Source organism: Streptomyces sp. NPDC090045, assembly GCF_044747975.1.
Classification (GTDB): Bacteria; Actinomycetota; Actinomycetes; order Streptomycetales; family Streptomycetaceae; genus Streptomyces.
Genome location: NZ_JBIVFA010000006.1, coordinates 77,349 through 104,289, shown reverse-complemented (window position 1 = coordinate 104,289; position 26,941 = coordinate 77,349). Strand labels below are relative to the sequence as shown.

Genomic DNA, 26,941 nt, shown 5'->3' with positions numbered 1-26,941 from the left:
GGCGAGGCTAGTCGGGGCGCGGGCGGGCCGCCGCCGGTTTCCGGTCCGGCCGCGGTACTAACCGAAGTCGGTCAGTTCCAGGGGATGTTGAGCCACGGACTGGCCGGGTCGGTGGTCAGTGCGACGTGGGCGGCGAGGGCGCTCGTGTACCAGGTGCCGAACTCCTCCTCGTCGAAGTGCAGGCACCGGCCGAGGACGTACCCGGCGGAGAACTCCTCCCACGAGCGGTACGTCTCGCGGGCGGCGTCCCCGGCGCGCAGTACGGCCTTCTCGGCCTCGTGCAGGGTCCCGTAGCGGCCGCCGATGCCCCAGCGGGCCATCTGCGAGGCCCGGCCGAGGTCCCAGGCCTCCACCGAGCGGACCCACCCGCCCTCGGGGAGCAGTCCGTCGGCGCGGAAGCGCTGCTCGTAGCGGGCGATCCGGCCGATGAGGCGTTTGACGCCGGCGATCTCGCCCTCCACCTCGGCGGTGGGGCGCGGCTGGGCGACGGTGACCCCGTCGGGGGTGAGCTGCGGCTCGGCGGACCGCTCGGCGCTGCGGCGCAGGCTGGCCTCGGCGGCGTGCCGCCAGTGCTCGATGTCGACCGGCCCGGCGAAGTCGGAGGCGAGGACGCGGCGGACGCGCAGCGCGTACTCCCAGACGGGGCTGACCATGGAGGCGCCGAGGAGCGTCTCCAGCGTGGCGAGCCATTCGGCGCGGTCGGTGATGCCCCACCACTTCGCGAGGCGGCGGCGCTCGGCCGTGTAGCCGCTGCCGTGGTGGGCGATGGCGTTCCAGAACTCGCCGTTCGTCACGGCGAGATGGCCGCCGACGGCGAGGCCGTGGGCGACGGGCCCGTGCAGCGGCCCGCCGGTGAAGAGTCCGTGGACCTTCCCCTCGGGCAGGCCGTACGCGGGCGCCGCGTCCGCGTGCGCGCGCCAGCGGGCCAGATCGGCGGGGGTGGTGGTGAGGTAGGCCTCGGAGGGGGAGCCCGGGTTCACGGCGAGGAAGGCGGGGTCGGTGGGGGTCCAGACCTTGGCGTACCAGCCCAGGCCATGGGACTCGTAGACCCACTCGGGGGTGGGCGCGGGCAGCATGCCGGCGGTGTGGACGACGAGCATGCGATCCGGGGTGGCGTGGAAGAACACCGACTCGGGGTGCGCGTCCGCCTGGACGCGGGGCTGCGCGAGATAGAGCTGCGCGCGGGCGAGCACGTCGAAGTACGCGGCCCAGTCGCCGCCGGCCTTGGCCTCGTACAGCTCTCTCTCGATGACGCTCGGTGCGATCCAGGTCCCCATACGGGGACCCTATACGGGCCCTTCCGCGGGGCGTCCGGCCCGTCCGGCGCTCTCCCTGACCGGCGGCTTTCGGCATAGGCTTCGGGGCATGACCCGGTTCCCGTGCGTGAAGTCCGCCCAGTCGGCGGCGCGATGAACGACGGCGCGATGAACGACGCCACGACGAACGGCGTCACGGTCACGGTGTACTGGCGGCCGGGGTGCCCGTTCTGCATCAAGCTCCGCACGCAGCTGCGCCTGGCCCGGATCCCGTACCGGAAGGTCAACATCTGGCGGGACCCCGAGGCGGCGGCCTTCGTCCGCAGCGTGGCCGACGGGAACGAGACCGTCCCGACGGTGGTCGTCGGCGACCACCCGGCCATGGTGAACCCGTCCCTGCGCCGGATCCGCGGGGCCCTGCACGGCTGACCCGCGCCGGCCCCGGCAGCGGTGGCCGGCAGGCGGGGGCTACCGGCCCGAGGCCGCCTTCATCGCCGCGAAGACGGTGATCAGGACCGTGGCCAGGACGACGATCTGGTTCCGCTTCCCCTGCAGGCGCTTGCGCTCGGCGGGCGCGATGCCGCTCTTGTCCGCGAGGTTGCGCCAGGGCTTGCTGAGGCGCCAGAGGAAGGCGATGGCGAGGATGGCCACGGCGAAGGTTCCAAAGACCTGCCCGGCGGCATAGCTCTGCGAGGTGGGGTCCACGGACAGGGGGATCATGAACCGCATCGTATGCGTGCTCGAATCGCTGGTGGATCACGATCGGGCATCATCCGTGCCGCCCGCACGCGACGAGGTATCCGCTGGTCAGGGGCGTACGTCCTACCGGGGAGGGGAGAGGGCGAAGACCGTCGACCGGGAGGAGGCGCCGTAGGTGGTGCCGTCCTGGACGATGAGCGTGAACGCGCCGATCCCGCCGCGTGACACCGGCTGCTCGGGGTCCCTGCGCGGGGCGCTGCGCCACAGTCCGCGTCCCGTGCCGGCGTCCCTGGTGACGATCTCGCCGTTGGTGGTCTGGACGTACACCCGTCCGTCCTGGAGCACCGGCCCCTGCAGGGGATCGGCGCCGGTGTCCTCCACCCACAGCTCCTTTCCGCCGACGAGATCGACGGCGCGCAGGCGTCCGTCCGCGCGGAGGTCGATGACGACCGAGTCGGAGGCGACGGCCTGCGACGACACCTGCACCGCGGCCCGGCCCGGAAGGTCCTTCCCGTCCGCCGCGGAGACCTGGACCAATCGCGCTGTGCTGCTGTCCTTCGGCCGGCCCGTCAGGTCGTCGACGGCGATCAGGGTGTCCTGGTCGCCGCCGATGCCGGAGAACAAGCCGTGGGTCCCGCGCTGCCACTGCGTCTTCCCGTCGGAGGGCGAGAGCCGCAGCAGTACGGCTTCCGGACCGCCTTGGCCGCCCTTAGGCATCCCCTCGACCAGCAGCCCGGCCGGATGGTGGAGGAGCCGTACGTATCGGTGCTCGGCGAACTTGCGGGTCCACAGCGGCTCTCCGGAGGCCGCGCTCCAGGCGCGGAGGACGTTTTCGTTGGGATCCCCCGTGACCAGGACGTCCCCCACCAGGGCCGCATCCGTGGCGGCGGTGGCCGCGACGGTCCGCTGCCAGCGGAACGTCCCGGTCCTGGTGTCCAGGGCGGCCAGCGTCTCCGCCCGCGACTCCTCGCCCAGCTCGGGGGTGCCGCCCAGCATGAGGTAGGCCAGGCCGGTCGCCGGTACGGCGGCCACGAGCGTGACGGTGCCCGCGGCGCCGTCGGCCGCCGTGGGGAGGACCTTGCCGGTGGCGCCGTCGAACTGCGCGATGCCGTTCTCCCCTTCGCAGAGGACGTCCTTGCCGGTCCACAGACAGCGGTGCAGCACCGAACGGGAGGCCGGGGGCGAGATCCCCGGCGGGATCGGGGTCTCCCACCGGGCCCAGCCCGCCGGTGCGATCGCCGCCGAGTCCTCGCGCGCGGGCGCCGCGGGGGCCGACGGTCCGGAGGCCGCCGCCGCGGGCGGGGCCTTGGGCGGGTCCGGGTACAGGGCCCAGGCAGTGGCCGAGCCGGCCGCGATCGTGAGGGCGATGCCCGCCGCCACGCCCGCCTTGACGCGCCGGTGCGTGCCTGCCGTACGTACGGGCTGCGCGGCCCGGCCCGACCTCCTGCGGTGGGCGCGCGAACCGAGCAGCGCGAGCAGGTCGTCGGCCGTGGGGCGGTCGGCCGGCTCCTTGGCCAGGCACGGTCCGACGATGGGTAAGAGGGACTGCGGCAGGCCGTCCAGAGCGGGCGGCTCGTGTACGACGTTCCAGGCGATCGCGTAGGGAGATTCGGCCTCGAAGGGACTGCGGCCCGTCGCCGCGTGCACGAGTACCGAACCGAGCGCGAAGACGTCTGCGGCCGGGCCGGTCTCCTTCGGGGTGCGGAACTGCTCGGGCGCCATGAAGGGCGGGGTCCCGACGATCACACCCGTCTGTGTGAGGGCGTCGGAGTCGATGGCACGCGAGATGCCGAAGTCGATGACCCGGGGACCGTCATCGGCCAGCAGGATGTTGCCGGGCTTGAGGTCCCGGTGGACGAGCCCCGCGCGGTGGATGTCGCGCAGCGCCTCGACCAGGCCGGAGGCCAGCTGCCACGCCTCGTCGGCGGCCATCGGCCCGTGTGCGGCGACCTGCTCGGCGAGGGTCGGGCCGGGCACGTACAGGGTCGCCATCCACGGCAGGTCGCCCGTGGTGTCGGCATCGATGACGGGGGCGGTGAAAGCCCCGCTCACCGCTCTGGCGGCTTCGACCTCCCGCGCGAAGCGGACCCGGAACAGCGGATCCGACGCGAACCGTTCCCGGATCACCTTCACCGCGGCCTGTCGCCCGGACGGCGAGACGGCCAGGTAGACGACTCCCATCCCGCCCGCGCCGAGGATCCGTTCCACCTCGTAGTGCCCGATGTGGGTCACTGCCTCTTCGCTGAGGTCCACTGTCTGAGGTTCCCCCTGTCCCACCGGAACGGCTGGCGCACTCTATCGAAGGCCATTGCCTGACGGACCGTGTATTCCCTTTGTTCCGGGGCGCGTTGGGTGGCACGGGCGGCACGCCCCCCGTGCCACCGCGCGACCGTGCGGACCCCCTTGACGCCCCCCGGTGAGGGAGGGACGCTCGCGGGTCTCGCATCCGAGCGGTTGCACACTGGGGGGCCGGTATGCCGGAGGAGTCTGTCCAGACGGTGGGGGAGCTGCGCGCGCGGCTCGCGGCGCGGGGGGCGCGCTGGTCCGTCCTGGAACACCTGGCCGACGAGGAGCGGGTGCCGCGGCCCTCGCTCGGTCTGGAGCCGGGGGCGAACCTGACGCGCGCCGAGGACGTGGGCCTCGTCGATCTGCGGGGGATCATCGGGCACGAGAGCGGGAATCCCCACCTGACCCGGCGCCGGGCCGCCCACGGGTTCCTGCCGGGACCGGCGAGGACCGGTGCGGCCCGGCCCGCCGCCGTGGACTGGCGCAGCCGCTGGGGCCTGCCGTGGATCACCAAGGTGAAGGACCAGAACCCGTGCGGTTCCTGCTGGGCCTTCGGCGCCGCCGGCCTGGTGGAGTCCATGGCCCGCATCGAGCACTGCGTATGGGCGGAGCGCTCCGAGGGGGACGTGCACGACGGCCTGCGCTTCACCTGCGGGCAGGGGTCCAATCCGGAGACCGCCCTCGACTGGATCAAGGGCAACGGCGGGCTCGCCGACCCGGACTGCTGGCCGTACAGCACCCCGCCCGCCGGTCTGCCCGCCGCCCGCCGCGACGCCTGGCGCGCCGAGTACACGCCCAGCTGGGACCGGTCCGGGCGCACCGTCCGGATCACCGACTACGTGCGGCTCGGCGACGTGGAGCAGCAGAAGGTCTGGCTGGACACGGTCGGCCCGCTGACCGCCTGCTTCGACGTGTACGACGACTTCTTCGGCCTCGGCTCCGGCGTCTACCACCGCACCAGCGACCGGCTCGCGGGCGGCCACTGCGTGCTGATCGTCGGCTACGACGACGCGGCCGGCTGCTGGCTGTTCAAGAACTCCTGGGGGACCGGCTACCACGTCGGCGGCTACGGCCGGATCGCCTACGGCGAGGTCGCCATCGACTACTGGGCCAAGTGCGGCCTGCGCGGCACCAACATCGACCCGTGGGCCAAGCGCCGCCTGCACACCGGCAACGTCTACGAGAGCGGCAACGGCCGCGCCCACCGCAACTTCGAGCTCCTCGCCACCACCACCGGCGGCCGCCTCCAGCACTGGTGGCGCGAGGGCGACGCCCCCTTCGCCTGGGCCCGCGCGGACGCCTTCGCGAACGACGCCTCCGGCCAGCCCGCCTTCACCGGGACCACCTACAACCGCAACATGGAGTCCCTGCACGTGACCACCGGCGGCCGGCTGCGCCACTGGTACTTCGAGCAGTCCGTGCGCGTCTGGCGCGACGGCGGCGCCTTCGGCCCGGGCGACGCGGCGGTCGGCTCGACCCCGGCCTTCATCCAGAGCGACTACGGCAAGCCCGGCAACTTCGAGGTCGTCGTGCGGACCGCCGACGGCCGCCTCAACCACTGGTGGCGCATCAACGGCGCCCCCTGGACCTGGAACGACGGCGGCCGCTTCGCCTCCGGCATCGCCCACTACGGCCCCGCCCTCGTCCAGACCCGCAGCCGCCACCTCGACCTCGTCGCCGCCCGCACGGACGGCCGGATGCAGCTGTGGTGGCGCGACGACCCGAACGGCTTCGTCTGGCGCGCCGGGGAGGTCTTCGGCAGCGGTACGCCGGCCGTCTCCGCGCCCTGCCTGATCGAGGGGCAGTACGGGGCCGCCGACGAGGACACCGCCGGGAACTACGAGCTGTGCGTCGCCGTCGCCGGCGGACGCGTCGAGCACTGGTGGCGCGGCAACGCGGGCGGCTCGGCCTGGAGCCGCAGCGCGGTCTTCGGCCACGACGTCGCCGCGGTCACCGGGATGCTCCAGGGCAGTTTCGGGTTCAACCTGGAAGTCGTCGTCCTGCGCACCGACCACCGTCTGCAGCACTACTGGCGGGACAGGGCGGGCTGGCACGAGGGGGCGGTCATCGGCCCCGTCGGCTGAGATCCGGCAGCTGAGAGGAGCCGGCGGGCGTGGAGGTACGGAGCGTCGTGCTGAGCCCCGGTGAACCGTACGAGCTGCGGCTCACCGGGCGCGGCGCGCGCGGGTACGTGTGGACCTGGCAGGTCACGGGGGACGCCGACGTGGTCGCGGTGACGGAGGGGCCGACGGCCTCCGGCGACAGCCTCCCCGGGGCCCCGGTCGAGCGGACGTACGTCGTACGGGGCCTTCCCCCGGGCGGTGGCCGGGCCCGGATCCGCTTCGCGCAGGTCCGGCCGCCCTACCCGCAGGAGGCTCCGTACGACGAGTTCGTGCTGGACGTGGAGGTCACCCCGCGGGTCACGCCGCGGACGGGCGGCGCGGCCTGAGCACCGCGTGCTGCACGGCCTCCAGCGGTCCGCGCTCGAAGCGGCGCAGCCACAGCCGCGACCCGGCCATCAGGGTCAGGCTCACCCCGGCCCACAGGCCCATCACCCACCAGGGACCGCTGCCGCCCAGCCGGTCGGCGAGGCCCAGCCCGATGCCGTAGCAGAGCAGCATGCACAGCAGGTTCTGGCCGACGTAGCAGGACAGGGCGGTGCGGCCGACGGAGCCGAGGGCGGTGGTCACGGCGGCGGGGACCCACAGGCGGTCGAGGGCGATGCCGATCAGGCCGATGTAGCCGAGGGCGAGCAGCGGCGCGGCGCCGTAGCGGCCCAGGGCGAAGAAGTCGTCGCCGCCGAGGGCGGTCGCGGCGTTCAGCGGCAGTCCGAGGCCCAGTCCCCAGGCGGCCAGCCGGGCCCGGATGCGGCGGCCCCCGTCGGTGGCGGTGAAGGCGCCGGCGCGGTGGAGCCGCACGCCGAGGAGGAAGAGGAAGACCAGCAGCCCGAAGGAGAAGACGGGCTCGATGCGCAGGGCGGCGAAGTTCTCCAGGCGGAAGGCGATCTGCGCGCCGTAGCCGCCGTGCGCGTACAGCTCGACGGCGGCCGGATCCGGTCCGTCCGCGGGGCCGTCCGCCCGGCTCAGCGAGTCGAGGGTCGCCAGGGCGACCAGGGCCAGGTGCACCCCGCCCGCCGTCCACATGACCACCCGCCGGACCTTCTCGGAGCGGGCCAGCAGCCGGGCCGCCAGCAGCGCGGTGACGGCGTAGCCCATCAGCACGTCCCAGGCGAAGACGAGGACGAAGTGGACCGTGCCCTCCAGGAAGAGGAACGCGGCCCGCCGCGGGTAGCGGCCGGGCCAGGGCTCGCCGCGGCGCGCGGCGGAGTCGTACTGGATGGCCAGGCCCACCCCGAACAGGATCGTCAGCAGCGCCAGGAACTTGCCGTCGGCGAGGAACCGGAAGACGGCCTCGGCGATGTTCGCCGCCGAGGGGTCCGCGACCGGGTCGGGCGTTCCCAGACCGCCCTGGAGCACGCTCCACTCCGAACCGGGGGAGGCGAAGATCCAGACGTTGGTCATGAGGGTGCCCAGGATGGCGGCGCCGCGCAGGACGTCCAGCAGGGGGAGCCGGGTGGTCGTGCGGACCACGGGGGCGAGGGTGTCGGCCATGACTCCAGGCTCCCGGCGGGCGGGGCCGCGTACGTCCTGCGGCCGGACGAAGGCGCCGTACATCCTTCGATGCAGGGGGAGCGCGAACGGGGAGGAGAGGCGGCGGTCCGCATCCTGGACCGGGCCCTGCTTGCACCTCTGTTGTATCTATGCTGTGCGCATGCCCGCCCCGACCCCCGCCGTGCCGACCCCCGCCGTCGCGGCCGCCACGGCCGCCGGCACCGCGACCGCCGCCGAACGCGTCTACCGGCACGTCAAGCACGGTGTGCTCGACCGCCGCTACGAAGGCGGCACCCTCCTCACCGAGGGCGAACTCGCCGAAGCCGTCGGAGTGTCCCGCACCCCGGTCCGCGAGGCGCTGCTGCGCCTGGAGACCGAGGGGCTGCTGAAGCTGTACCCGAAGAAGGGCGCGCTGGTGCTGCCGGTCTCCGCGCAGGAGATCACGGACGTGCTCGAAACCCGGCTGCTGGTGGAGGAGTTCACCGTACGCAGAGCCGTACCGGCGCCACCCGGCCTGCTGGACCGGCTCGCCGCCCTGCTGGAGGAACAGCGCCGGCACGCCGCCGAGGGGGACCTCGCCGCGATGATGGCCGCCGACCGGGGCTTCCACGCGGAGATCGTGCGCAGCGCCGGCAACCAGATCCTGTGCCGCCTCTACGACCAGCTCCGCGACCGGCAGCTGCGGATGGGCGTGGCCCTGCTGCACGCCCACCCCGACCGGCTGGAGCGCACCCTGGCCGAGCACGCCGAGATCCTGGACGCGCTGCGGGCCGGGGACGCGGAGACGGCCGCCGCGGTGGTCCGCGGCCACATCGGGCGGGTCGGGGAACTGGTCCGGGGGCCGGGCCGGTGACCGTCCGGGGGAGCGCGCCGCAGCCGGTCGAGGACCCGCCCGGCGGCGGACGGGCCGTCGCCGTCTGGTCCATCGGCGTCTCCGTCTACTTCGTGGCGGTGATCTTCCGTACCAGCCTGGGCGTGGCCGGTCTCGACGCCGCCGACCGCTTCCACGTCAACGCCTCGGCGCTCGCCACCTTCTCCCTCCTCCAGCTGCTCGTCTACGCCGGCATGCAGATACCCGTCGGCCTGATGGTCGACCGGCTCGGCACCAAGAAGGTGCTGACGCTGGGCGCGGTGCTCTTCACCGCCGGCCAGCTCGGCTTCGCCCTCTCCCCCTCCTACGGGATGGCGCTCGCCGCACGCGCGCTGCTCGGCTGCGGCGACGCGATGACCTTCATCTCGGTGCTGCGACTCGGCACCCGGTGGTTCCCGGCCCGGCGCGGGCCGCTGATGGCCCAGCTCGCCGGGCTGGTCGGCATGGCGGGCAACCTCGTCTCCACGCTCGTCCTCGCCCCCGTCCTGCACGGGGTCGGCTGGACCGCGGCCTTCGCGGGGAGCGCCGTGGCCGGGCTGGTGGTGCTGGTGCCGCTGGTGCTGTTCCTGCGGGACCACCCGGAGGGGCACGGGCCGGCGCCGGCCGACGTCCGGGGCACGGGGGCTTCCGGCGGCTTCGTACGCCGTCAGATCCGCGAGTCCTGGGCCGAACCCGGCACCCGCCTCGGCCTGTGGGTGCACTTCACGACGCAGTTCCCGGCGATGGTGTTCCTGCTGCTGTGGGGGATGCCGTTCCTGGTGGAGGCGCAGGGGCTGTCACGGACCACCGCGGGCGCACTGCTCACGCTGGTGGTCGCCTCCAACATGGCGCTCGGGCTGGTCTACGGCCAGATCGTCGGCCGCCGCCAGTCCGCGCGGATCCCCCTCGCCCTGGGCACGGTCGGCCTCACCGCCCTCCTCTGGGCGGCCGTCCTCGCCCACCCGGGGGACAGGGCGCCGATGGGGCTGCTGATCGCCCTGTGCCTGGTCCTCGGCGGCTGCGGTCCGGCCTCGATGATCGGCTTCGACTTCGCCCGCCCGGCCAACCCGGCGGAGCGTCAGGGCACCGCCTCCGGAATCACCAACATGGGCGGCTTCCTCGCGTCGATGACCACGCTGCTGACCGTGGGCGTCCTGCTCGACGCCACCGGCGACGACTACCGCATCGCCTTCTCGACGGTGTTCGTCCTCGAAGCGCTCGGCGTCTCCCAGATCCTCCGGCTGCGCCGCCCCGCACTGGAGCGGGAGGCGGCCCGGGACGTGGCCCGGGAGGCGGCCCGGGAGGTGGCTCACCACCGCATCACGATCCCCGCGCCCGCGCCCGTACCCGCAGGTGGGGCCGTACACGGCGGCGCGGAACCGGACCCGGTCTCCCGCGCGTGTCCCCTGCCGGACGCCGCAGGGCGCGAGGGACCGTAGGGCCGCCGTCCCGGGAGGGAGCGGCGCATCAGGAGGGGGGAACCGCAGGAATGTGGACCAAGCTGTCCGCCGCCGCCGTGCCGGAGACGGAGCGGTTCGACTGGTTCAACGACGTCGTCTCCAACTCGCTGATGCCGCTCGCCCTCGCCAGTGAACGGTCCGCCGATTTCCAGGCGGACGCGGCGGTCCTGGACCTCGGCGCCGTACAGGTGTCGTCCTTCGAGTACTCGCACGTACGGTCGCGGCGCACGCCCGCGCTCATCCGGCGCGGGGACCCCGAGCAGTACCAGCTGTCGCTGCTGACCCGCGGTCGGATGTGGATGTCCCAGTGCGGCGGCGAGGCGGAGCTCGCCCCCGGCGACATGATCCTCTGGGACACCTCGCACCCCTTCGAGGCCGACTGCCGCCCCGGGGAGGGCACGCTCGGGGCGCTGGTCGTCCAGCTCCCGAGGACCGCGCTGCCCCTGCGCGCCGGCCGGATCGACCCGCTGCTCGGCCGCCGCATCGGCGCGGAGAGCGGGATGGCCGCGATCCTGGCGCAGTTCCTCAGCTCACTCGGCACGCACGGCTCCGCATGCTCGCCGCAGGAGCTCCAGCGGCTCGGCACGATGGCCGTCGAACTGTCCGCCGCCGTCCTCGCCCAGCGCGTCGACGCCTACGGGGAACTCCCCGCCGAGGCCCGCGCCCGCGCCCTGCGCGAGCGGATCGACGTCTTCATCGAGCACCACCTGGGGGACCCCGAACTCACCCCGGGCCTGATCGCCGCCGCGCACGGGATCTCCGTACGCCGCCTGTACCTGCTGTTCCGCGACGGATCGGAGAGCGTCTCGGCCACCGTCCGGCGCCTGCGCCTGGAACGCTGCCGCGACGACCTGGCCCGCCCGGAGCTGGCGGGCCGCCCCGTCCGCGACATCGCCGCCCGCTGGTGCTTCGGCAACGCCGCGGCCTTCAGCCGTGCCTTCCGCGAGGCGTACGGAATCAGCCCCACCGAATTCCGCCGCGCCGCCGCGCACGCAGGCCCGTACGCCGGCCCGTACGGCGGCCCGTACGGCGGCGTTCCTACGGGGTGACGGAGAACTGCGTGAGGATGGCCTCCGCCAGCTCCGCGTCGCCCTCCACCTTCACCCGGTCCGCGACGACGTGCGCCCGCACCCGCCCCGCCGCCAGGCGGACGTACGTCTCCCAGTCCAGCGTCAGCGTCACGGCCGGGCCCAGCGACGGAGACTTGTCCACCGTGCCGCGGCCGTCGGCGTCCACCCGTACCGTCCGCATGAACTCCAGCGCACCGTGCACGTCGATGACCACCGCCGAGTTCGCCGGCGCCCCCGCCCGCTTCGCCACCACCTTCGGCAGCCCGGCCAGCAGGAGGTCCCGCGCCACGTACGCACCCGGCGAGTCCCAGTTCCCCGGCACGCCCAGCGCCGCCCGCAGGTCCTGCTCGTGGATCCACACGTCGAACGCGCGCAGCCGCAGCGCGTGCTCCAGCGTCACCTGGTCACCCAGCGGACCCCGCACCATCGTGTCCGGATCCCGCTTCTCGTTGCGCAGCTGCCGCGAGCGCCGGATGACGGTGTACTCCAGCTCCGAGGTCATCTCCGGCGCGGTGTGGTGACGCCGCACATCGACCTGAACCTCCATGTACCGGCTGAACTCGTCCACCACGTGCCGCAGGTCCCGCGCCACGGTGTGGATCGGCCGCGGGTCCCCGAGCTGCTCGCATTCGATGCCGATGATGTGTGACACGACGTCACGGACCGACCAGCCGGGACACGGCGTCGCCCGGTTCCACTCGCCCTCCGTCAGGGGGAGGACCAGCTCGGATATCGCCTCGATGGAGTGCGTCCACGCGTCGGCATAGGGCTGAAGGCTGGGATGGACGGTCAACGGGACCCCTCGCGGTGCTGTTCAGTGGCGCGTTTTCGGAAGCAGTGGACTCAGTTTCCAAAACTACGCTGCCGGTGAGCACCCCGGCAGTGCTTTCGTGTGACGATCGTAGGCCCGAGTTGACGGCTTGAACGCCAGGACGGTGGTAGTGTGCGCGCCTCGCTGATCCAAATCGCAGTGAACGAGGGCGAGTCGGTGACTTCCCGACGTGCCCGCGTGGCCGAGCTCGTACGCGAGCAGGCGGACTCCGACCTCGTCGTGCTGCCGGAACTGTGGCCCGTCGGCGCGTTCGCCTACGAGCAGTTCGAGACCGAGGCCGAACCCCTGGACGGCCCGACCTACGAGGCCATGTCCAAGGCCGCCCGCGACGCCGGCGTCTGGCTGCACGCGGGCTCGGTCGTGGAGCGCGCGGGCGACGGCTCCCTCTACAACACCGCCCTCGTCCTCTCCCCCGCGGGCGAGCTGGCCGCCACCTACCGGAAGATCCACCGCTTCGGCTTCGACCAGGGCGAGGCGGTGCTCATGTCGCCGGGCGACTCCCTGACCACGGTGGAGCTGCCGGAGCAGACCCTCGGCATCGCCACCTGCTACGACCTGCGCTTCCCGGAACTCTTCCGCGGCCTGGTCGACGCCGGGGCCACCACGATGGTCGTCGCGGCGGGCTGGCCCGCACGCCGCCGGTCGCACTGGACCCTGCTCAACCGGGCGCGCGCCGTCGAGGACCAGTCGTACGTCCTGGCGTGCGGACTGGCCGGCACCCACGCGGGCGTGGAGCAGGCCGGGCACAGCCTGGTGGTGGACCCGTGGGGCGAGGTCCTGGCGGAGGCCGGCCCCGGCGAGGCGGTCCTCACCGTGGACCTGGACCCGGCCAAGGTCTCCGACACCCGCGCCCAGTTCCCGGCCCTGAAGGACCGCCGCCTGAGCCGCTGACCCGGTCAGCCGGCGAGGAACCAGAGCCAGACCGCGAGGACGGTGGGAACGGGGCAGGCCAGCGCACCGAGCAGGAGCAGACGGCTCGACGCGGCCAGCCGGCGGATTCCGGGAGCCCGGGCCAGCGCGGTGAGCCCGACGGCGCCGGCCGGGAGGGGAAGGAGCCACGGGACCAGCTCGCCGATCGGCTGCCCGGCCGCCGCACCCCAGATCAGCGCGATGGACAGGAGCCCGCCCACCACGGAGACCGACAGGGCGGTGACCACCCACAGCAGGGCCGCGAGCGCGACGACGCCGCGCCGATCCTTGCCGACGGGTACGCGGACCTGCTGCGCGGGCTGCCACGGACCGTAGAGAGCCGCATAGGCGTCGGGGCGCACCGGGGGTTCCTTCCGTGGTGATCGAGGGGGGACGCCCACAATCCTCGCCGCCGGCCCGCCGCCCCGGCATGAGCGCGGATGCTCAGCCTCCGGTGGGCCGCGTACTCAGTTCCGCTCAGTCCAGGAGGGCGTCCTCCCGCTCCTTCTCGGCCATCCGGATCACGCACACCGCGACCGCGACCAGCAGCGCCGCGTCCGCGTCCTCGCGGACCACGTCCACCGCGTACGTCTCGCGGACCCGGTACCACTGCCGCGAGACCAGCGCGAGCAGCTCCCCGTCGTACTCGACCTTGAACTCCCTGTCCAGGATCCGCCCGCTGACGTCGAGCTCGGTGCCCTCGGCCATGGTCACGCGGAAGTGGTTGCGCAGCAGCGAGAGCCGCTTGCGGCGGATCACCGCGAGCCGCCGATCGTCCCGCTCCAGGGTCATCGCGTCCCGCAGGGTGAACAGCTTCTCCCGCAGGGTGATCAGGATCAGCCCGTCCGGATCCTTCAGCTCCAGCGTGTCCCGGAAGCGCAGCGCCTTCCCGTCGACGAGGAAGGCGTGCCGGCCGTCCTCGTCCTCGATCCAGTAATCGTCCCCGATGGCCAGCATTTTGTCCCGTACGAGGTATTTCATGCGCTGATCAGTGCCCGCGATAGGTTGCCCTCATGCCCCTGCTCTACGTGACCGACCTGGCGTACCCCGCACGCGGCCGCCGCTACTGCGACGAGGACATATTCCTCACCTCCCGGCTGCGGGCCGACTTCGACCTGGCCCTGTGCCACCCCGCGGACGCGGAGACGCTCCTCCCGCTGGGCTTCGACGCGGTGATCGTCCGCAACAGCGGCCCGGTCCTGCACTACCAGGAGGCCTACGACTCCTTCCGCGCCGCCGCCCTCGCCGCCGGCACGCCGGTCTACAACCCGCTCACCGGCCGCGCCGACATGGCGGGCAAGCAGTACCTCCTCGACCTGACGGCCGCCGGCTACCCGGTCATCCCGACGATCGACGACCCGGCCCGGCTGGCGGAGCTGCCGCAGGTCCCCACCTACGCGGTCAAGCCGAAGCAGGGCGCCGACTCCATCGGCCTCACCTTCACCGCCACGCCGGACGGCCCGGCCGGGGCCGTGCTGATCCAGCCGCGCATCGACTTCACGTACGAGGTGTCCTTCTACTTCGTCGACGACACCTTCCAGTACGCGCTCCACGCCCCGGACCCGGCCCGCCGCTGGGAGCTGGAGCCCTACACCCCGACCGAGGCGGACCTGGCCTTCGCCCGCGCCTTCATCGCCTGGAACACCCTCGACCACGGCATCCAGCGCGTCGACGCCTGCCGCGCCCCGTCGGGCGAACTCCTCCTCGTCGAACTGGAGGACCTGAACCCGTACCTGTCCCTGGACCTCCTCCCGACGGAGGTCCAGAACACCTTCATCACATCGCTCACAAGATCTCTCCACTCCTTCCTCGGTTGATGTCAGTGCCGGGTGCCAGGCTTTTCCCATGGACAAGCAGACGTTCTGGCAGTTGATCGAGACGGCCCGCGCGGGCACCGCGGCGGACGAGGTGGCGGGGCGGGCCGCGGAGTTGCTGGCCGCCCGGCCGGCGGCGGAGATAGCCGCGGCGCAGCAGGTGCTGTGGGACCTGCTGGCGGAGTCCTACCGCAGCCCGCTCTGGGCCGCGGCCTACGTGATCAACGGCGGCTGCTCGGACGACGGCTTCGACTACTTCCGCGGCTGGCTGCTCACGCAGGGCCGGGACGCCTTCGAGGCGGCCCTGGCCGACCCGGACTCCCTGGCGGCCCATCCGGCGGTCCGCGAGGCCGCGGCCGACGGCCACGAGCTGTGGGACGAGGAGGCGCTCTCGATCGCCTGGACCGCCTACGAGTCCGCCACCGGCCGCGAGCTCCCGGCGGACTCCTTCACGATCAGCTACCCGCCCCTGGACCCGTCCTGGGACTTCGACTTCGACGACACGGCCGAACTCGCGCCCCGTCTGCCGCTCCTGAGCGCCCTCTTCGACTATTCGTAGCGGTACAGCAGCGTCTCGCGCTCCTGCCGGCGGATTTCCTCGATCGTCAGGCCGGGCAGGTCCAGGTGGGAGAGCGTGATCTCGGCGGAGCTCGGGGCCGCGTCCTCGGCGAGCCACTGCCCGGGCTTCCACGCGTTGCCGCGCAGGAACGCCTTCGGGCAGTGCTGGTACGCCTCCTCGACCGCCACGACGATCGCGCTGCGCGGGGGTTTGCCGACGGCCGTCAGCTGCTCCAGCAGCCGCGGATCGGCGGAGACACAGGCGCGTCCGTTCACGCGCAGCGTGGTGGCCCGGCCGGGGATGACGAAGATCAGACCGGCCCGGCCCGTCTCCACGATGTTGTGGGCGGTGTCGAGCCGCTTGTTGCCGGTGGCGTCGGGGAGGGCGAGGGTGAACTCGTCGAGGACGGCCACGAATCCGGGCGGACCGCCCCGGGGCGTCACGTCGCAGCTCCCGTCGGCGCCGGCACTGGCGACGAACACCAGCGACGACCGCCCGATGACCGCCCGGGCGGCCTCGTGGATCCGGTCCACGGCCTTGCGCCGGGCCATCTCGCCCGGCTCCTCGTACAGCTCGCGCAACTGCTCGGTGCTCCGGACGGCGGTGGCGTTCACGGCATCGAATATCGTCACGCCCCCGCACGCTACCGGGCGGTCACCGACTAGAGCCCGCTGGTGTCGAGCTCGATCCCGAACGGCTCGGGCAGCCGCACCGGCGTCCCGTAGGGGTGGGGGCCGTCGACCTTCGTGTACCCGAGCCGCCCGGGCTCGGCGAACAGCGTGACCGTCTGCTCCGCGCGGTCGACCAGCAGGTACAAGGGGGCGCCGTACTCGGCGTACCGCTTGCGCTTCACGACCCGGTCGGTCTGCACACTCGACTCCGAGGTGACTTCGGCAATCAGGAGGGTCTGACCAGGCACCAAGGCGCCTGCTCCCCGCGTGAGGTGCTCGGGCACGACCGCAAGGTCGGGGACGTACCAGTTCAGCGACCCCGGCAGGTCCAGGTCTCCGGAGCCCGCGATGCACCTCAGCCGGCCGACGGCTTCCGCCAGCTGCTGTCGCAGGACGCTCCGTGCGTGTTCGTGGTCCCAGCCGGGCGGCACGTAGTCGATGACTCCTTCGAGCACCTCTGCCCGCTCTCCGCGGACCCGCTGCACGGCGTACTTCAGAGCGAGCTCGGCATCGATTCCGTCGCCGTACTCCCGCGCGGTGCTCACGTGGACGCCTCCCCTGCCCGGCCCGGCCCGGCCCGCGGCCAGCCTCCCACGCGTCCCGTCGGCCCGTCGTCACCCCTGCGGGTGCACCGGAACCTGTGACCCGGCGTTCATACCCGGATGGCAAGCTTGAAGCATGAACGATGTCGCCCCGGCGCCCACCCCCGCGCCCGCGCCCCGCCGTGCCCGTGTCCGTGCCCCCGAGCTGATCGGCAAGGGTGGCTGGCTGAACACCGGAGGGAAGGAGCTGACCCTCGCCGACCTGCGGGGACGTATTGCGATCCTGGATTTCTGGACCTTCTGCTGCATCAACTGCCTGCACGTCCTCGACGAGCTGCGCGAGCTGGAGGAGAAGCACCGCGACACCGTCGTGATCATCGGCGTGCACTCGCCGAAGTTCGTGCACGAGGCCGAGCACGCCGCCGTCGTCGATGCCGTCGAGCGGTACGAGGTGCACCACCCGGTCCTCGACGATCCCGAGCTCGCGACCTGGAAGCAGTACGCCGTACGGGCCTGGCCCACGCTCGTCGTGATCGACCCCGAGGGGTACATCGTCGCCCAGCACGCCGGTGAGGGGCATGCCCACGCCCTCGCGAAGCTGGTCGAGGAGCTGGAGGCCGAGCACGAGGCCAAGGGGACGCTGCGGCGCGGGGACGGGCCGTACGTGGCGCCCGAGCCGGTCGCGAGCGACCTGCGGTTCCCCGGGAAGGCGCTGCTGCTGCCGAGCGGGAACCTGCTGGTGTCGGACACCACGCGGCACCAGCTCGTCGAGCTGGGCGCGGACGGGGAGAGCGTCGTCCGCCGCGTCGGCAGCGGCGAGCGCGGCTTCGGCGGCGACGCCTTCAGCGAGCCGCAGGGGCTGGCGCTGCTGCCCGACGGCAAGGTCGTGGTCGCCGATACCGTCAACCACGCCCTGCGGACCTACGACCCGGCCACCGGGCACGTGGAGACCGTCGCCGGAACCGGGCGCCAGTGGTGGCAGGGCTCGCCCACCTCGGGGCCCGCCCTGGAGGTGGACCTGTCCTCGCCGTGGGACGTGGCCTGGTGGCAGGGCCGGGTGTGGATCGCCATGGCCGGCGTGCACCAGCTGTGGACCTGGGATCCGGAGAGCGGCACCGTCGCCGTCGCCGCCGGTACCACCAACGAGGGGCTGCTCGACGGGCCGGCCGCCGAGGCCTGGTTCGCCCAGCCGTCGGGGCTCGCGGCCGCCGGGGACAGGCTGTGGATCGCGGACTCCGAGACCAGCGCCCTCAGGTACGTCCACGCCACCGAGACCGGCTACGCCGTCACGTCCGCCGTCGGCACCGGCCTGTTCGACTTCGGGCACCGGGACGGGGACGCGGGCCAGGCCCTGCTCCAGCACCCGCTCGGGGTGACCGCCCTGCCCGACGGCTCGGTCGCGGTGTCCGACACGTACAACCACGCCCTGAGGCGCTACGACCCCGCCACCGGGCAGGTGTCCACGCTCGCCACCGATCTGCGCGAGCCCAGCGACGCCGTGCTCGTCGGCGACGACATCGTGGTCGTCGAGTCGGCCCGGCACCGGCTGACCCGGCTGCGGCTCCCGGAGGAGGCCGTACGGGTCGAGTCCGTGGCCCACCGTACGCAGCGGGCCGCCACCGAGGTGGCGGCCGGCACGCTCCGGCTCGACGTGGTGTTCCAGGCGCCGGGCGGACAGAAGCTCGACACCCGCTACGGGCCGTCCACCCGGCTGCTCGTCTCCTCGACCCCGCCCGAACTCCTCGCCGGGGGCGAGGGAGCCGGGACCGACCTGTTCCGGGAGCTGGAGCTGAACCCGGAGGTCACCGAGGGCGTGCTGCACGTCTCCGCGATGGCGGCGTCGTGCGACGACGACCCCGCCAACGAGTACCCGGCCTGCCACGTCCACCAGCAGGACTGGGGGGTGCCCGTCCGCGTCACCGCCGACGGCGCCGCCCGGCTGCCCCTCGTCCTCGCAGGCATGGACGAGGCCGGCGCGGAGTGACGTACCGCCTTCCTGGGGGTCAGCCCTCCAGGAAGGCGACCAGGGCGTTGGCGAGGAGGTACGGGTCGTCCGCGCCGCACAGTTCGCGGGCGCTGTGCATCGACAGGATCGCGACGCCGATGTCCACGGTCTGGATGCCGTGGCGGGCGGCCGTGATCGGGCCGATCGTCGTGCCGCACGGCATGGAGTTGTTGGAGACGAAGGTCTGCCACGGCACGCCGGCCCGCTCGCACGCGCTCGCGAACACCGCGCGCCCGCTGCCGTCCGTCGCGTACCGCTGGTTGACGTTGACCTTCAGGATCGGGCCGCCGTTGGCGCGCGGGTGGTGCGTCGGGTCGTGCCGTTCACCGTAGTTGGGGTGGACGGCGTGCCCGGTGTCCGAGGACAGGCAGATGGTGCCCGCGAAGGCCCGCGCGCGGTCCTCGTACGAGCCTCCGCGTGCGAAGACTGAACGTTCCAGCACGTTCCCCAGCAGCGGGCCGTCCGCGCCCGTGTCCGACTGCGAGCCGTTCTCCTCGTGGTCGAAGGCGGCCAGCACCGGGATGTGGTCCAGTTTCTCGGCGCCCGAGACGGCCGCCAGCGCGGCGACGCCGGCGTGCACCGACAGCAGGTTGTCCATGCGCGGGCCGGCCACCAGCTCGCGGTCGCGGCCCAGGTAGGCGGGCGGCTCGATGGAGTGGACCATCAGGTCCCAGCCGGCCACCGAGCCTTGTTCCAGGCCCTCTTCCTCCTCCAGGAAGGCGATCAGGTCGCCCTCGTGCACGTCGCCCAGACCCCAGATCGGCTGCATGTGCCGCTGCTTGTCGAGCTTGAGGCCGTCGGTGTTCACCGACCGGTCCAGATGCACGGCGAGTTGGGGCACGCGCAGCAGTGCGCGGTCCACGTTGACCAGGCGCTCGCTGCCGTCGCGCAGGGTCAACCGCCCGGCGAGGCCCAGGTCCCGGTCCAGCCAGGTGTTGAGCAGGGTGCCGCCGTAGATCTCGACGGCGATTTGCCGCCAGCCCTGGGAGCCCGTGTCCGGCTGCGGCTTGACCCGCAGGTTGGGGGAGTCGGTGTGTGCGCCGACGATCCTGAACGGGGTGTGCGCGGCCGCGCCTTCGGGGACGTACCAGGCGATGAGCGCACCGCCGCGGAGCACGAACTTGCCCCCGGTGCCCGCATCCCAGGCGTCCGTTTCCGACAACTGCCTGAAGCCCGCCTTCTCCAGCCGCTCCGCCGCGTTGGCCACGGCGTGGTACGGCGACGGACTGGCCGTCAGGAAGGTCATCAGATCGTCGGTGTGGCCGCGGTCGAAGCGGGCGGGAGAGCTCATCGTATTTCCCTTGTGTGGAAGCCCCCGGCTTCAGCCGGGTGAGGAAACGCAGTTCCGGCTCGGAGCCTCGCTGCGGCGAAGTGCCGCAACGTGAGGCTGTGACCTGTGCTTGTGTTCGGATCGTGACCGACCGTAGCCTCCGCGGTATGGGGTGTCCTTCCGTGAAGCGGTCGTTCAAGTACCGTTTCTATCCGACGGACGCGCAGGCCGTGGAACTGTCGCGGACGTTCGGGTGCGTGCGGAAGGTGTACAACCTTGCTCTCGCCGCCCGTGCCGAGGCCTGGAAGGCGAGCGGCGAGCGGATGGGCTACGGGCAGACATCGGCCATGCTCACCGCGTGGAAGAAGACCGAGGAACTGGCCTTTCTGGCGACGGTGTCCTCGGTACCGCTGCAGCAGGCGTTGCGCCACCTGCAGTCGTCGTTCGTTGCGTTCTGGGAGAAGCGGTCCCAGTACCCGCGATTCAAGTCGAAGCGGAAGTCGCGTGCCTCCGCCGAGTACACCCGCAGCGGGTTCCGCTACGCGGAGGGCCGGGTGCGGCTGGCGAAGATGGACGAGCCTTTGGACATCGTGTGGTCCCGCCCATTGCCGGAAGGGGTGGCGCCGTCCACGGTCACGGTCTCGTGCGACAGCGCCGGCCGCTGGTACGTCTCGCTGCTGTGCGAGGACACCCCGGCTCCGATGCGGGCCACCACGAACGCGGTCGGCATCGACGCAGGACTGACGGCCCTGCTCACCCTGTCCACCGGCGAGAAGATCCCCAACCCCTGTTATGAGAGGAAGGACCGCGAGCGTTTGGCCCGCGCGCAGCGAGCGCTGTCGCGGAAGGAGAAGGGAAGCAACAACCGGATCAAGGCTCGCACCCGTGTGGCGCGGATCCATGCCCGGATCGCCGACCGGCGCCGGGACTTCTTGCACCAGCTGACGACTCGTCTCGTGCGCGAAAACCAAACGCTCGTGATCGAGGATCTGACGGTCGCCAACATGCTGCGGAACCACAAGCTGGCACGTTCCATCAGCGACGCCGCCTGGCGTGAGCTGCGGTCGATGCTGGAGTACAAGACAGCCTGGTACGGCCGCGAGCTGATCGCTGTCGACCGGTGGTTCCCCAGTTCCAAGCTGTGCTCGGCGTGCGGGGTGATCGCCGACGCGATGCCACTGAGCGTCCGCGAGTGGGCCTGTGAGAGCTGCGGGACCGCTCACGACCGGGACGGGAACGCCGCGATCAATCTTCTGGCCGCCGGGCTGGCGGCTGCTGCCTGTGGAGCGGATGTGAGACCTCATCGGGAGTCCTCCTCTCGGTCGGGGCGGTCCGTGGCGAAACAGGAATCCCCATGCGTGAGTGTGGGAATCCCCTCCCGCTAGGGAGGGGAGGAAGCCAAGTGGTTCACCTTAACGAGGGTCGGGTTCATGTTCGTCATGACCGGACCGTTCGACAGCCGGAGAGCTGGTTCCGCGCCCGTTGCCTCCGCGGTCCCGTCGGTTTTCAGCCCGGCGGTCGCTCGAATCGGCGCTGCAGTTGTCTGCGCTCGCCCCGGCGGATGCGCGGGAGCATCTCCGGGGTCTGCGGGGAGCGCTGCGCGCGTCTCTTGCGTCCGGCGCAGAAGATACAGGCCTCACCGGGGGGTGCATCGGGGTCGATGGGCGCACCGGGGTGCTCGGAGCAGCCGGAGGCGTTGCGCGGGCGGGACAGTTCGCGGGCGACGATGAAGGCGCGGTGCAGGTCGTCGGCGATGCGGACGAAGTCCTCGGCGGGCGAGGACAGGCCCAGGTGGAACCGCTGGTCCTCTACGGTGCGCACGCACGCGCGCAGCGCCTGGAGGGTGTACGGGCCCCCCGGTACGGGGTACCCGAGGCGGCGCTGTTCCCCGGCGGGGGCGGGCGCGGGGCCGCCGCGGTGGCGCTGTCCGAGGCGTCGCCGGTCGTTGCAGATGAGGCAGCGGCCCCAGCCGTCGGGTGCCTCGGGGTCGAGGGCGCCGTTGGGGTGCTCGGAGCAGCCGGTGTAGCTCTTGGCGGGGGCGAGTCCGGCGGCGGTCTGGAAGGCCACGTACAGCGCGTCGGCGATGGTGTCGTACTCGGCGGGGTGGGCGCCTTCGTACAGCTCGCGCAGGTGGTCGCCGAGACTGCCCAGGCTCGCCTGCAGCTCCTTGAGGGCGTACGGGCGCCCGGTGGGGACGGAGTACCCCCTGCTGCCGTGCTGATCCTGTGGACTCATGCGTACGAGCGTCCCATGAACGACTGACATCGGGGGAAAGCCGCAGGACAGGGGCCCCGGGGCGGACCGGACGCGCATGCGCGAGCGGCCGGGACCCCCTTGCGGGGGACCCGGCCGCTGCGCGTACACGGCGTACTGGTGCGGCGGGCCGGCGCGCGGCCCGCGAGCAGCCTAGAAGGCGGCTTCGTCGAGCTCCATGAGGGAGTTGTCGACGGCCTCGGCCAGCGCGCGCTGGACCGAGACGCCCGGGAGGACCTCGGCCGCGAAGAACTTCGCGGCGGCGATCTTGCCGGTGTAGAAGGGGACGTCCTTCGCGGAGGCGGTCGCGAGCTTCTCGGCGGCCACGGCGGCGCCCCTGAGCAGCAGGTATCCGACGACCACGTCGCCGGAGGCCATCAGCAGGCGGGTGGTGTTCTGGCCGACCTTGTAGATGTTCTTGACGTCTTCGCCGGTGGCGGTGAGGTCGACGATCATCTGGCCGACGATGGCCTCGAGGTCCACGGCGGCCTTGGCGAGCGCGTCGCGGGCGCCGGCCAGCTCCTCGCCGCCGACGGCCTCGGCCAGGAACTTCTTGATCGTCTCGGAGAGCAGGTTCAGCGAGGCGCCCTGGTCGCGGACGATCTTCCGGAAGAAGAAGTCCTGGCCCTGGATGGCCGTGGTGCCCTCGTAGAGGGTGTCGATCTTGGCGTCGCGGATGTACTGCTCGATCGGGTACTCCTGCAGGTAGCCGGAGCCGCCGAAGGTCTGCAGGGACTGCGCGAGCTGCTCGTACGACTTCTCGGAGCCGTAGCCCTTGACGATCGGCAGGAGCAGGTCGTTCAGGCCGATGAGGGCGGAGGCGTCCTCGCCCGCGGCCTGCTTGACCTGGATCTCGTCCTGGACGGTCGCGGTGTGCAGGACGAGGGCGCGCATGCCCTCGGCGTACGCCTTCTGCGTCATGAGCGAGCGGCGCACGTCGGGGTGGTGCGTGATGGTGACCTTGGGCGCGGTCTTGTCCATGAAGTTCGCCAGGTCCGGGCCCTGCACGCGCTCCTTGGCGTACTCCAGCGCGTTGAGGTAGCCGGTGGAGAGGGTGGCGATGGCCTTCGTGCCGACCATCATGCGGGCGAACTCGATGATCATGAACATCTGGCGGATGCCGTCGTGCTTGTCGCCGATCAGCCAGCCCTTGGCGGGGTGCTGGTCGCCGAAGGTCATCTCGCACGTGTTGGAGGCCTTGAGGCCCATCTTGTGCTCGACGTTCGTGGCGTAGACGCCGTTGCGCTCGCCCAGCTCGCCGGTCTCCCAGTCGAAGTGGAACTTCGGCACGAGGAAGAGCGACAGGCCCTTGGTGCCCGGGCCGTGGCCCTCGGGGCGCGCGAGGACGTAGTGGAGGATGTTCTCCTCCATGTCGTGCTCACCCGAGGTGATGAAGCGCTTCACGCCCTCGATGTGCCAGGAGCCGTCGTCCTGCTGGACGGCCTTGGTGCGGCCGGCGCCCACGTCCGAGCCGGCGTCCGGCTCGGTGAGGACCATGGTGGAGCCCCAGCGCTTCTCGACGGCTATCTGGGCGACCTTCTTCTGCGCCTCGTTGCCCTCTTCGAAGAGGATGCCGGCGAACGCCGGGCCGGAGGAGTACATCCAGATGGCCGGGTTCGAGCCGAGCAGCAGCTCCGCGTAGGCCCAGATCAGGGAGCGGGGCGAGGTGGTGCCGCCGATCTCCTCGGGCAGGCCCAGGCGCCAGTACTCCGAGTCCATGAAGGCTTCGTAGCTCTTCTTGAAGGAGGCCGGGACCGGCGCGGTGTTGGTGGCCGGGTCGAAGACCGGCGGTTTGCGGTCGGCGTCCGCGAAGGACTCGGCCAGCTCGTTCTCCGCGAGGCGGGCGAGCTCGGACAGGACGCTCTTGGCGGTCTCGGTGTCCATCTCCTCGAACGGACCGGTGCCGTACTGCTTGTCGCGGCCGAGCACCTCGAAGAGGTTGAACTCGATGTCGCGGAGATTCGACTTGTAGTGCCCCATGGCGACGGCTCCGTTAAGGCTCGGGGAGAGAGGTTCCTCGTACATACCAATCGGTAACGTAATGATGCTACCCGTCGGTAATAAGGCGCAACCCCTGACGACTGTGACCAGCGTCAAGCCAGGGCCTCCGGGAAGGCCAGGCGCGGCGAGCCGCCCGCCCACCACACGCCGATCGCGAACGCGGCCGTGGCCTCCACGTACGCCGCCCGGTCCAGCCCGCCCGCCGGCATCGGGCTCCACCCCATCCCGGTGATCAGCTCCACGACCCGCCCCGCGGCCCCCGCGTCGTCCGCGCAGAACGGCACCGCGGGCGGGACGGCGCCGAACGCGCCCGCCGGCCGCTCCCACACGCTGGAGTGCGCCAGGTTGAAGGCCTTCACCACGTGCGCGCCGGGCGCCGCGGCCCCGATCAGGGCGGCCACGCTCCGTCCGGGGGCGATGGACAGCATCACCCCGCCCGGCCCGGGCTCCAGCGGGTTCGTGCAGTCCACCACGGTCCGCCCGGCCAGCGCCGCCGCGTGCTCCCGGGCCAGCGCCGGGGCCTCCCCGGCCGGTACGGCGAGCAGCGCCACCTCCCCGTACGCGGCCGCCGCGGCCGGCGACCCGTGTCCGGCCGCTCCGATCCGCCCGGCGAGCGCGGCGGCGGCCGCCCCGTCCCGGCCGCCGACGAACACCTCGTGCCCGGCCCGCGCCCAGGCGCCGCCCAGCGCCGCCGCCATCGCCCCCGTACCCATGACACCGATCCGCATGGTCTCTCCTTCTCGTAGTCCGGTAGTCCGGTAGTGCCGTACTGCTCCGGTGCCGACGCTACGGAGGCCGACGCACACCATCCGGTGTCCATCGGCGGGTGCAGGATGGCGGGCATGGAGAAGTTCACCGATCCGTCCGCGGGCCTGCCGGACCTCGTCCACACGGCGGACTGCCGGGCGCGCGTCGCGTTCGAGGTGCTGGCCAACCGCTGGGACAGCGTCGTCGTCTTCACCCTCGGCGCGACCGGCCCGATGCGGCCGCGCGCGCTGGTCGCGCGGATCGGCGGGATCAGCCCGAAGGTGCTCAACGAGGCGCTGCGGCGGCTGGAGTTCAACGGCCTGGTCGAGCGCCGCCCGTACGCCGAGGCCCCGCCCCGCGTGGACTACGCCCTGACGGAGGCCGGTACGGCACTGCTTACCCCGATGCGCGCGATGGGCGCCTGGGCCGCGCGGTACGCGGACGACGTGCTCGACGCGCAGGACCGGTACGAGGCGCGCTGACGCGGGGACCCGCCCACCGGGCGCCCCCCGGACGGGTCGCTGACCGGAACTCGGCGTCCTCCCGGGCCACGGGCTCGGTAGGCTTCGGCCCATGTACGGCTACGACCAGAACCCGGGTGCCCAGCAGGGCTACGCGCAGCAGCCCCCGCAGGGCTACGCGCAGCAGGCGCCGCCGCTCTACCCGGAGCCGTCCCCACCCTCCCTCGCGGACGCGGTCAGGGCCTTCACCACCGGCTCCCTCTCCGCGGAGGACTTCCAGCAGATCTTCGCCACCTCGAAGGTCTACTGCCCGCGCGGCGAGACCCCCGGATTCCTGGCGCTGCACAACACGCAGCAGCCGGTCATCCCCATGTTCACCACGCTCAAGGAGCTCCGCCGGTACGCCGGCAAGGAGTCCAAGTACTTCGTGATCACCGGCGCCGAGGTGATCGACCTGCTGCCGACCGGGTACGGCTTCGTCCTCGACATGGAGGGCGACCACCGGATGGTCTTCGACGCCAAGGCGGTCGAGCAGATGGTCGACTTCGCCATGCGCCGCATGTATGGCTAGACGCCATTGCTGCGCAGGTGGCTAGACGCCATTGCTGTGCAGATGGCTAGCCGTACCGGCTGAAGCCTGACGGGGGGCGGGGCGATGCTGCGGGTGCACTTCACGGCCGAGGACCTGTTCCACGTCACCTTCGCGAGCGAGCCGCTGCCGATGGTGGAGCTGGCCATGGCGCTCGTTGCTTGGCAGCGCACCGACGAACCGGCGGTTTTCGGCCGCTGGCGGAGCAGGACCGGCCGGGAGCTGCCGGGCCGGGTGCGCCCGCTGCTGGACCTGGTGCGCCCGGACGGTGACAACCCCCAGTTCGTCGAGCCGTACGCGTCCACGCTGGCGCAGGGGCTCGCCGCCGTACGGGAGGCCGCACCGCTGCTGACCGGCGAGCAGCTCGCCCGCGCCGCCGCCCGGGCGCCCGGGCCGGATTCCTGGCTGCGGGCACTGTGGCGCCGCGACGGCGTGGCGTGGGACCAGCTGTGCGGGGCGCTCGGGGCGGCCCACGAGGTCGTGGTGGCCCCGCACTGGTCCCGGATCCGGCAGTCCTTCCAGGCGGACGTGGCCTGGCGCACGCGGCTGCTGGCCACCCACGGCATCAAGGCGTGCCTGGCCAGTACGCACCCGCGGGCCGGCTGGTCGGGCACCGTCCTGGAGGTCGACGGGCCGCCGCACTACGAGGTCCGGCTGGGCGGGCGCGGGCTGCTGCTGATGCCCTCGCCGTTCTGGACGGGCCGCCCGCTGGTCGCGGAGGGCCCGGGCGGCCCGCAGGGGCCGCCCGTGCTCATGCACCCGGCGATGACCCCGCTGCCCCTGGTCGGCTCAGGTCCCGCGGAGCGCGCGCTGGACGCGCTGCTGGGCCGGACCCGGGCGGCGGTGCTCCAGCAGCTGGTGCGGCGGCGCACGACCAGCGAACTGGCCCGGGACCTCGACATCAGCCTCCCCTCGGTCTCGGAGCACACCCGCACCCTGCGCGCGGCCGGCCTGATCACCACCGAGCGGGACGGCAAGGCGGTCCTGCACTCGGTGACGGGCCTGGGCGCGGACCTGCTGCGCAGCGGCGGCTGAGCCGCGCGGGCGCGCCGAACC

Annotated in this window: 26 protein-coding genes and 1 pseudogene; 14 read left to right on the top strand and 13 right to left on the bottom strand. The window is 72.5% G+C overall.

Features of this window, described 5'->3' with window-relative positions:
* Positions 1–71: 71 nt before the first annotated feature.
* Positions 72–1,277 carry a DUF1266 domain-containing protein gene (locus ACIPYQ_RS18080; protein ID WP_401252088.1) on the bottom strand — a complete coding sequence of 402 codons (1,206 nt, stop codon included), beginning with the start codon at positions 1,275–1,277 and terminating at the stop codon, positions 72–74.
* A 102-nt stretch (positions 1,278–1,379) separates the two neighbouring features.
* On the opposite strand from ACIPYQ_RS18080, the gene ACIPYQ_RS18075 reads away from it, so the two are divergent.
* A complete protein-coding gene (locus ACIPYQ_RS18075) occupies positions 1,380–1,685 on the top strand; it encodes a glutaredoxin domain-containing protein (protein WP_401252086.1) in 306 nt (101 codons plus the stop codon).
* 39 nt (positions 1,686–1,724) lie between these two features.
* Here ACIPYQ_RS18075 and ACIPYQ_RS18070 read toward each other — a convergent pair whose 3' ends face one another.
* Both ACIPYQ_RS18070 and ACIPYQ_RS18065 read right to left on the bottom strand, forming a co-directional pair.
* Entirely contained in the window at positions 1,725–1,976 is a 252-nt protein-coding gene (locus ACIPYQ_RS18070) for a hypothetical protein (protein WP_401252083.1), read from the bottom strand.
* A gap of 102 nt (positions 1,977–2,078) precedes the next feature.
* Complete coding sequence (locus ACIPYQ_RS18065) at positions 2,079–4,208, bottom strand: protein kinase (protein ID WP_401252080.1); 2,130 nt, start codon at positions 4,206–4,208, stop codon at positions 2,079–2,081.
* A 221-nt stretch (positions 4,209–4,429) separates the two neighbouring features.
* Between ACIPYQ_RS18065 and ACIPYQ_RS18060 the strand changes: the two genes are divergently transcribed.
* Positions 4,430–6,325 (top strand): C1 family peptidase, encoded by a 1,896-nt coding sequence (locus ACIPYQ_RS18060; RefSeq protein ID WP_401252077.1) that lies wholly within the window; start codon positions 4,430–4,432, stop codon positions 6,323–6,325.
* A gap of 29 nt (positions 6,326–6,354) precedes the next feature.
* Positions 6,355–6,690 (top strand): protease inhibitor I42 family protein, encoded by a 336-nt coding sequence (locus tag ACIPYQ_RS18055; protein ID WP_401252074.1) that lies wholly within the window; start codon positions 6,355–6,357, stop codon positions 6,688–6,690.
* On the opposite strand, the gene ACIPYQ_RS18050 is transcribed toward ACIPYQ_RS18055, so the two are convergent.
* Complete coding sequence (locus tag ACIPYQ_RS18050) at positions 6,662–7,852, bottom strand: DUF418 domain-containing protein (protein ID WP_401252071.1); 1,191 nt, start codon at positions 7,850–7,852, stop codon at positions 6,662–6,664. The genes ACIPYQ_RS18055 and ACIPYQ_RS18050 overlap by 29 nt on opposite strands.
* A gap of 160 nt (positions 7,853–8,012) precedes the next feature.
* On the opposite strand from ACIPYQ_RS18050, the gene ACIPYQ_RS18045 reads away from it, so the two are divergent.
* The 3 genes and pseudogenes from ACIPYQ_RS18045 to ACIPYQ_RS18035 all read left to right on the top strand — a co-directional run bounded on the left by ACIPYQ_RS18045 (position 8,013) and on the right by ACIPYQ_RS18035 (position 11,211).
* On the top strand, positions 8,013–8,705 hold the full coding sequence (locus ACIPYQ_RS18045) for a GntR family transcriptional regulator (RefSeq protein ID WP_401252069.1): 693 nt from the start codon (positions 8,013–8,015) through the stop codon (positions 8,703–8,705).
* Positions 8,702–10,054: pseudogene (locus ACIPYQ_RS18040) on the top strand (nitrate/nitrite transporter); the annotation flags it as partial. The gene ACIPYQ_RS18045 and the pseudogene ACIPYQ_RS18040, both read left to right, overlap by 4 nt.
* Positions 10,055–10,191: 137 nt before the next feature.
* Positions 10,192–11,211: a helix-turn-helix domain-containing protein gene (locus ACIPYQ_RS18035; protein ID WP_401252066.1), complete on the top strand. Its 1,020-nt coding sequence runs from the start codon at positions 10,192–10,194 to the stop codon at positions 11,209–11,211.
* Here the strand turns inward: ACIPYQ_RS18035 and ACIPYQ_RS18030 are convergent.
* Positions 11,201–12,025, bottom strand: a complete 825-nt coding sequence (locus tag ACIPYQ_RS18030) for a maleylpyruvate isomerase family mycothiol-dependent enzyme (RefSeq protein ID WP_361752684.1) — start codon at positions 12,023–12,025, stop codon at positions 11,201–11,203. The genes ACIPYQ_RS18035 and ACIPYQ_RS18030 overlap by 11 nt on opposite strands.
* Before the next feature lie 150 nt (positions 12,026–12,175).
* Between ACIPYQ_RS18030 and ACIPYQ_RS18025 the strand changes: the two genes are divergently transcribed.
* Positions 12,176–12,955 (top strand): carbon-nitrogen family hydrolase, encoded by a 780-nt coding sequence (locus ACIPYQ_RS18025; RefSeq protein WP_401252063.1) that lies wholly within the window; start codon positions 12,176–12,178, stop codon positions 12,953–12,955.
* A 5-nt stretch (positions 12,956–12,960) separates the two neighbouring features.
* On the opposite strand, the gene ACIPYQ_RS18020 is transcribed toward ACIPYQ_RS18025, so the two are convergent.
* On the bottom strand, positions 12,961–13,335 hold the full coding sequence (locus tag ACIPYQ_RS18020) for a hypothetical protein (RefSeq protein WP_361752680.1): 375 nt from the start codon (positions 13,333–13,335) through the stop codon (positions 12,961–12,963).
* 115 nt (positions 13,336–13,450) lie between these two features.
* Positions 13,451–13,954, bottom strand: a complete 504-nt coding sequence (locus tag ACIPYQ_RS18015) for an LURP-one-related/scramblase family protein (RefSeq protein WP_401252060.1) — start codon at positions 13,952–13,954, stop codon at positions 13,451–13,453.
* Between the two features lie 32 nt (positions 13,955–13,986).
* Between ACIPYQ_RS18015 and ACIPYQ_RS18010 the strand changes: the two genes are divergently transcribed.
* Together ACIPYQ_RS18010 and ACIPYQ_RS18005 are read left to right on the top strand one after the other, a co-directional pair.
* Positions 13,987–14,790 (top strand): hypothetical protein, encoded by an 804-nt coding sequence (locus ACIPYQ_RS18010; protein WP_401252057.1) that lies wholly within the window; start codon positions 13,987–13,989, stop codon positions 14,788–14,790.
* 28 nt (positions 14,791–14,818) lie between these two features.
* Positions 14,819–15,346, top strand: a complete 528-nt coding sequence (locus ACIPYQ_RS18005) for a DUF4240 domain-containing protein (RefSeq protein ID WP_401252054.1) — start codon at positions 14,819–14,821, stop codon at positions 15,344–15,346.
* On the opposite strand, the gene ACIPYQ_RS18000 is transcribed toward ACIPYQ_RS18005, so the two are convergent.
* Together ACIPYQ_RS18000 and ACIPYQ_RS17995 are read right to left on the bottom strand one after the other, a co-directional pair.
* Complete coding sequence (locus ACIPYQ_RS18000; RefSeq protein WP_401252051.1) at positions 15,337–15,978, bottom strand: MSMEG_1061 family FMN-dependent PPOX-type flavoprotein; 642 nt, start codon at positions 15,976–15,978, stop codon at positions 15,337–15,339. The genes ACIPYQ_RS18005 and ACIPYQ_RS18000 overlap by 10 nt on opposite strands.
* Before the next feature lie 29 nt (positions 15,979–16,007).
* Positions 16,008–16,562, bottom strand: coding sequence for a Uma2 family endonuclease (locus ACIPYQ_RS17995; protein WP_401252049.1), 555 nt, complete (start codon positions 16,560–16,562; stop codon positions 16,008–16,010).
* A 133-nt stretch (positions 16,563–16,695) separates the two neighbouring features.
* Here ACIPYQ_RS17995 and ACIPYQ_RS17990 point away from each other — a divergent pair, with 133 nt between their 5' ends.
* Positions 16,696–18,543: an NHL domain-containing thioredoxin family protein gene (locus ACIPYQ_RS17990; RefSeq protein ID WP_401252046.1), complete on the top strand. Its 1,848-nt coding sequence runs from the start codon at positions 16,696–16,698 to the stop codon at positions 18,541–18,543.
* Between the two features lie 19 nt (positions 18,544–18,562).
* Here the strand turns inward: ACIPYQ_RS17990 and ACIPYQ_RS17985 are convergent, their stop codons facing one another.
* Positions 18,563–19,855: a M18 family aminopeptidase gene (locus tag ACIPYQ_RS17985; RefSeq protein ID WP_319721533.1), complete on the bottom strand. Its 1,293-nt coding sequence runs from the start codon at positions 19,853–19,855 to the stop codon at positions 18,563–18,565.
* 146 nt (positions 19,856–20,001) lie between these two features.
* On the opposite strand from ACIPYQ_RS17985, the gene ACIPYQ_RS17980 reads away from it, so the two are divergent.
* Complete coding sequence (locus tag ACIPYQ_RS17980; RefSeq protein WP_401252712.1) at positions 20,002–21,219, top strand: RNA-guided endonuclease InsQ/TnpB family protein; 1,218 nt, start codon at positions 20,002–20,004, stop codon at positions 21,217–21,219.
* 121 nt (positions 21,220–21,340) lie between these two features.
* Here the strand turns inward: ACIPYQ_RS17980 and ACIPYQ_RS17975 are convergent, their stop codons facing one another.
* The 3 genes from ACIPYQ_RS17975 to ACIPYQ_RS17965 form a co-directional block, all read right to left on the bottom strand.
* The gene (locus ACIPYQ_RS17975) at positions 21,341–22,069 is read right to left on the bottom strand and encodes a hypothetical protein (protein ID WP_361752665.1); all 729 of its coding nucleotides are present in this window, start codon (positions 22,067–22,069) and stop codon (positions 21,341–21,343) included.
* Between the two features lie 171 nt (positions 22,070–22,240).
* Positions 22,241–24,067 (bottom strand): acyl-CoA dehydrogenase, encoded by a 1,827-nt coding sequence (locus tag ACIPYQ_RS17970; protein ID WP_401252041.1) that lies wholly within the window; start codon positions 24,065–24,067, stop codon positions 22,241–22,243.
* 113 nt (positions 24,068–24,180) lie between these two features.
* Positions 24,181–24,816: an NADPH-dependent F420 reductase gene (locus ACIPYQ_RS17965; RefSeq protein WP_401252038.1), complete on the bottom strand. Its 636-nt coding sequence runs from the start codon at positions 24,814–24,816 to the stop codon at positions 24,181–24,183.
* Positions 24,817–24,930: 114 nt separating this feature from the next.
* Between ACIPYQ_RS17965 and ACIPYQ_RS17960 the strand changes: the two genes are divergently transcribed.
* From ACIPYQ_RS17960 to ACIPYQ_RS17950, 3 genes are all read left to right on the top strand, one after another.
* Complete coding sequence (locus ACIPYQ_RS17960; RefSeq protein ID WP_401252035.1) at positions 24,931–25,317, top strand: winged helix-turn-helix transcriptional regulator; 387 nt, start codon at positions 24,931–24,933, stop codon at positions 25,315–25,317.
* Between the two features lie 91 nt (positions 25,318–25,408).
* The gene (locus ACIPYQ_RS17955) at positions 25,409–25,867 is read left to right on the top strand and encodes an SseB family protein (RefSeq protein ID WP_361752657.1); all 459 of its coding nucleotides are present in this window, start codon (positions 25,409–25,411) and stop codon (positions 25,865–25,867) included.
* Between the two features lie 84 nt (positions 25,868–25,951).
* Positions 25,952–26,920, top strand: coding sequence for a helix-turn-helix domain-containing protein (locus ACIPYQ_RS17950; protein WP_401252032.1), 969 nt, complete (start codon positions 25,952–25,954; stop codon positions 26,918–26,920).
* Positions 26,921–26,941: the final 21 nt, after the last annotated feature.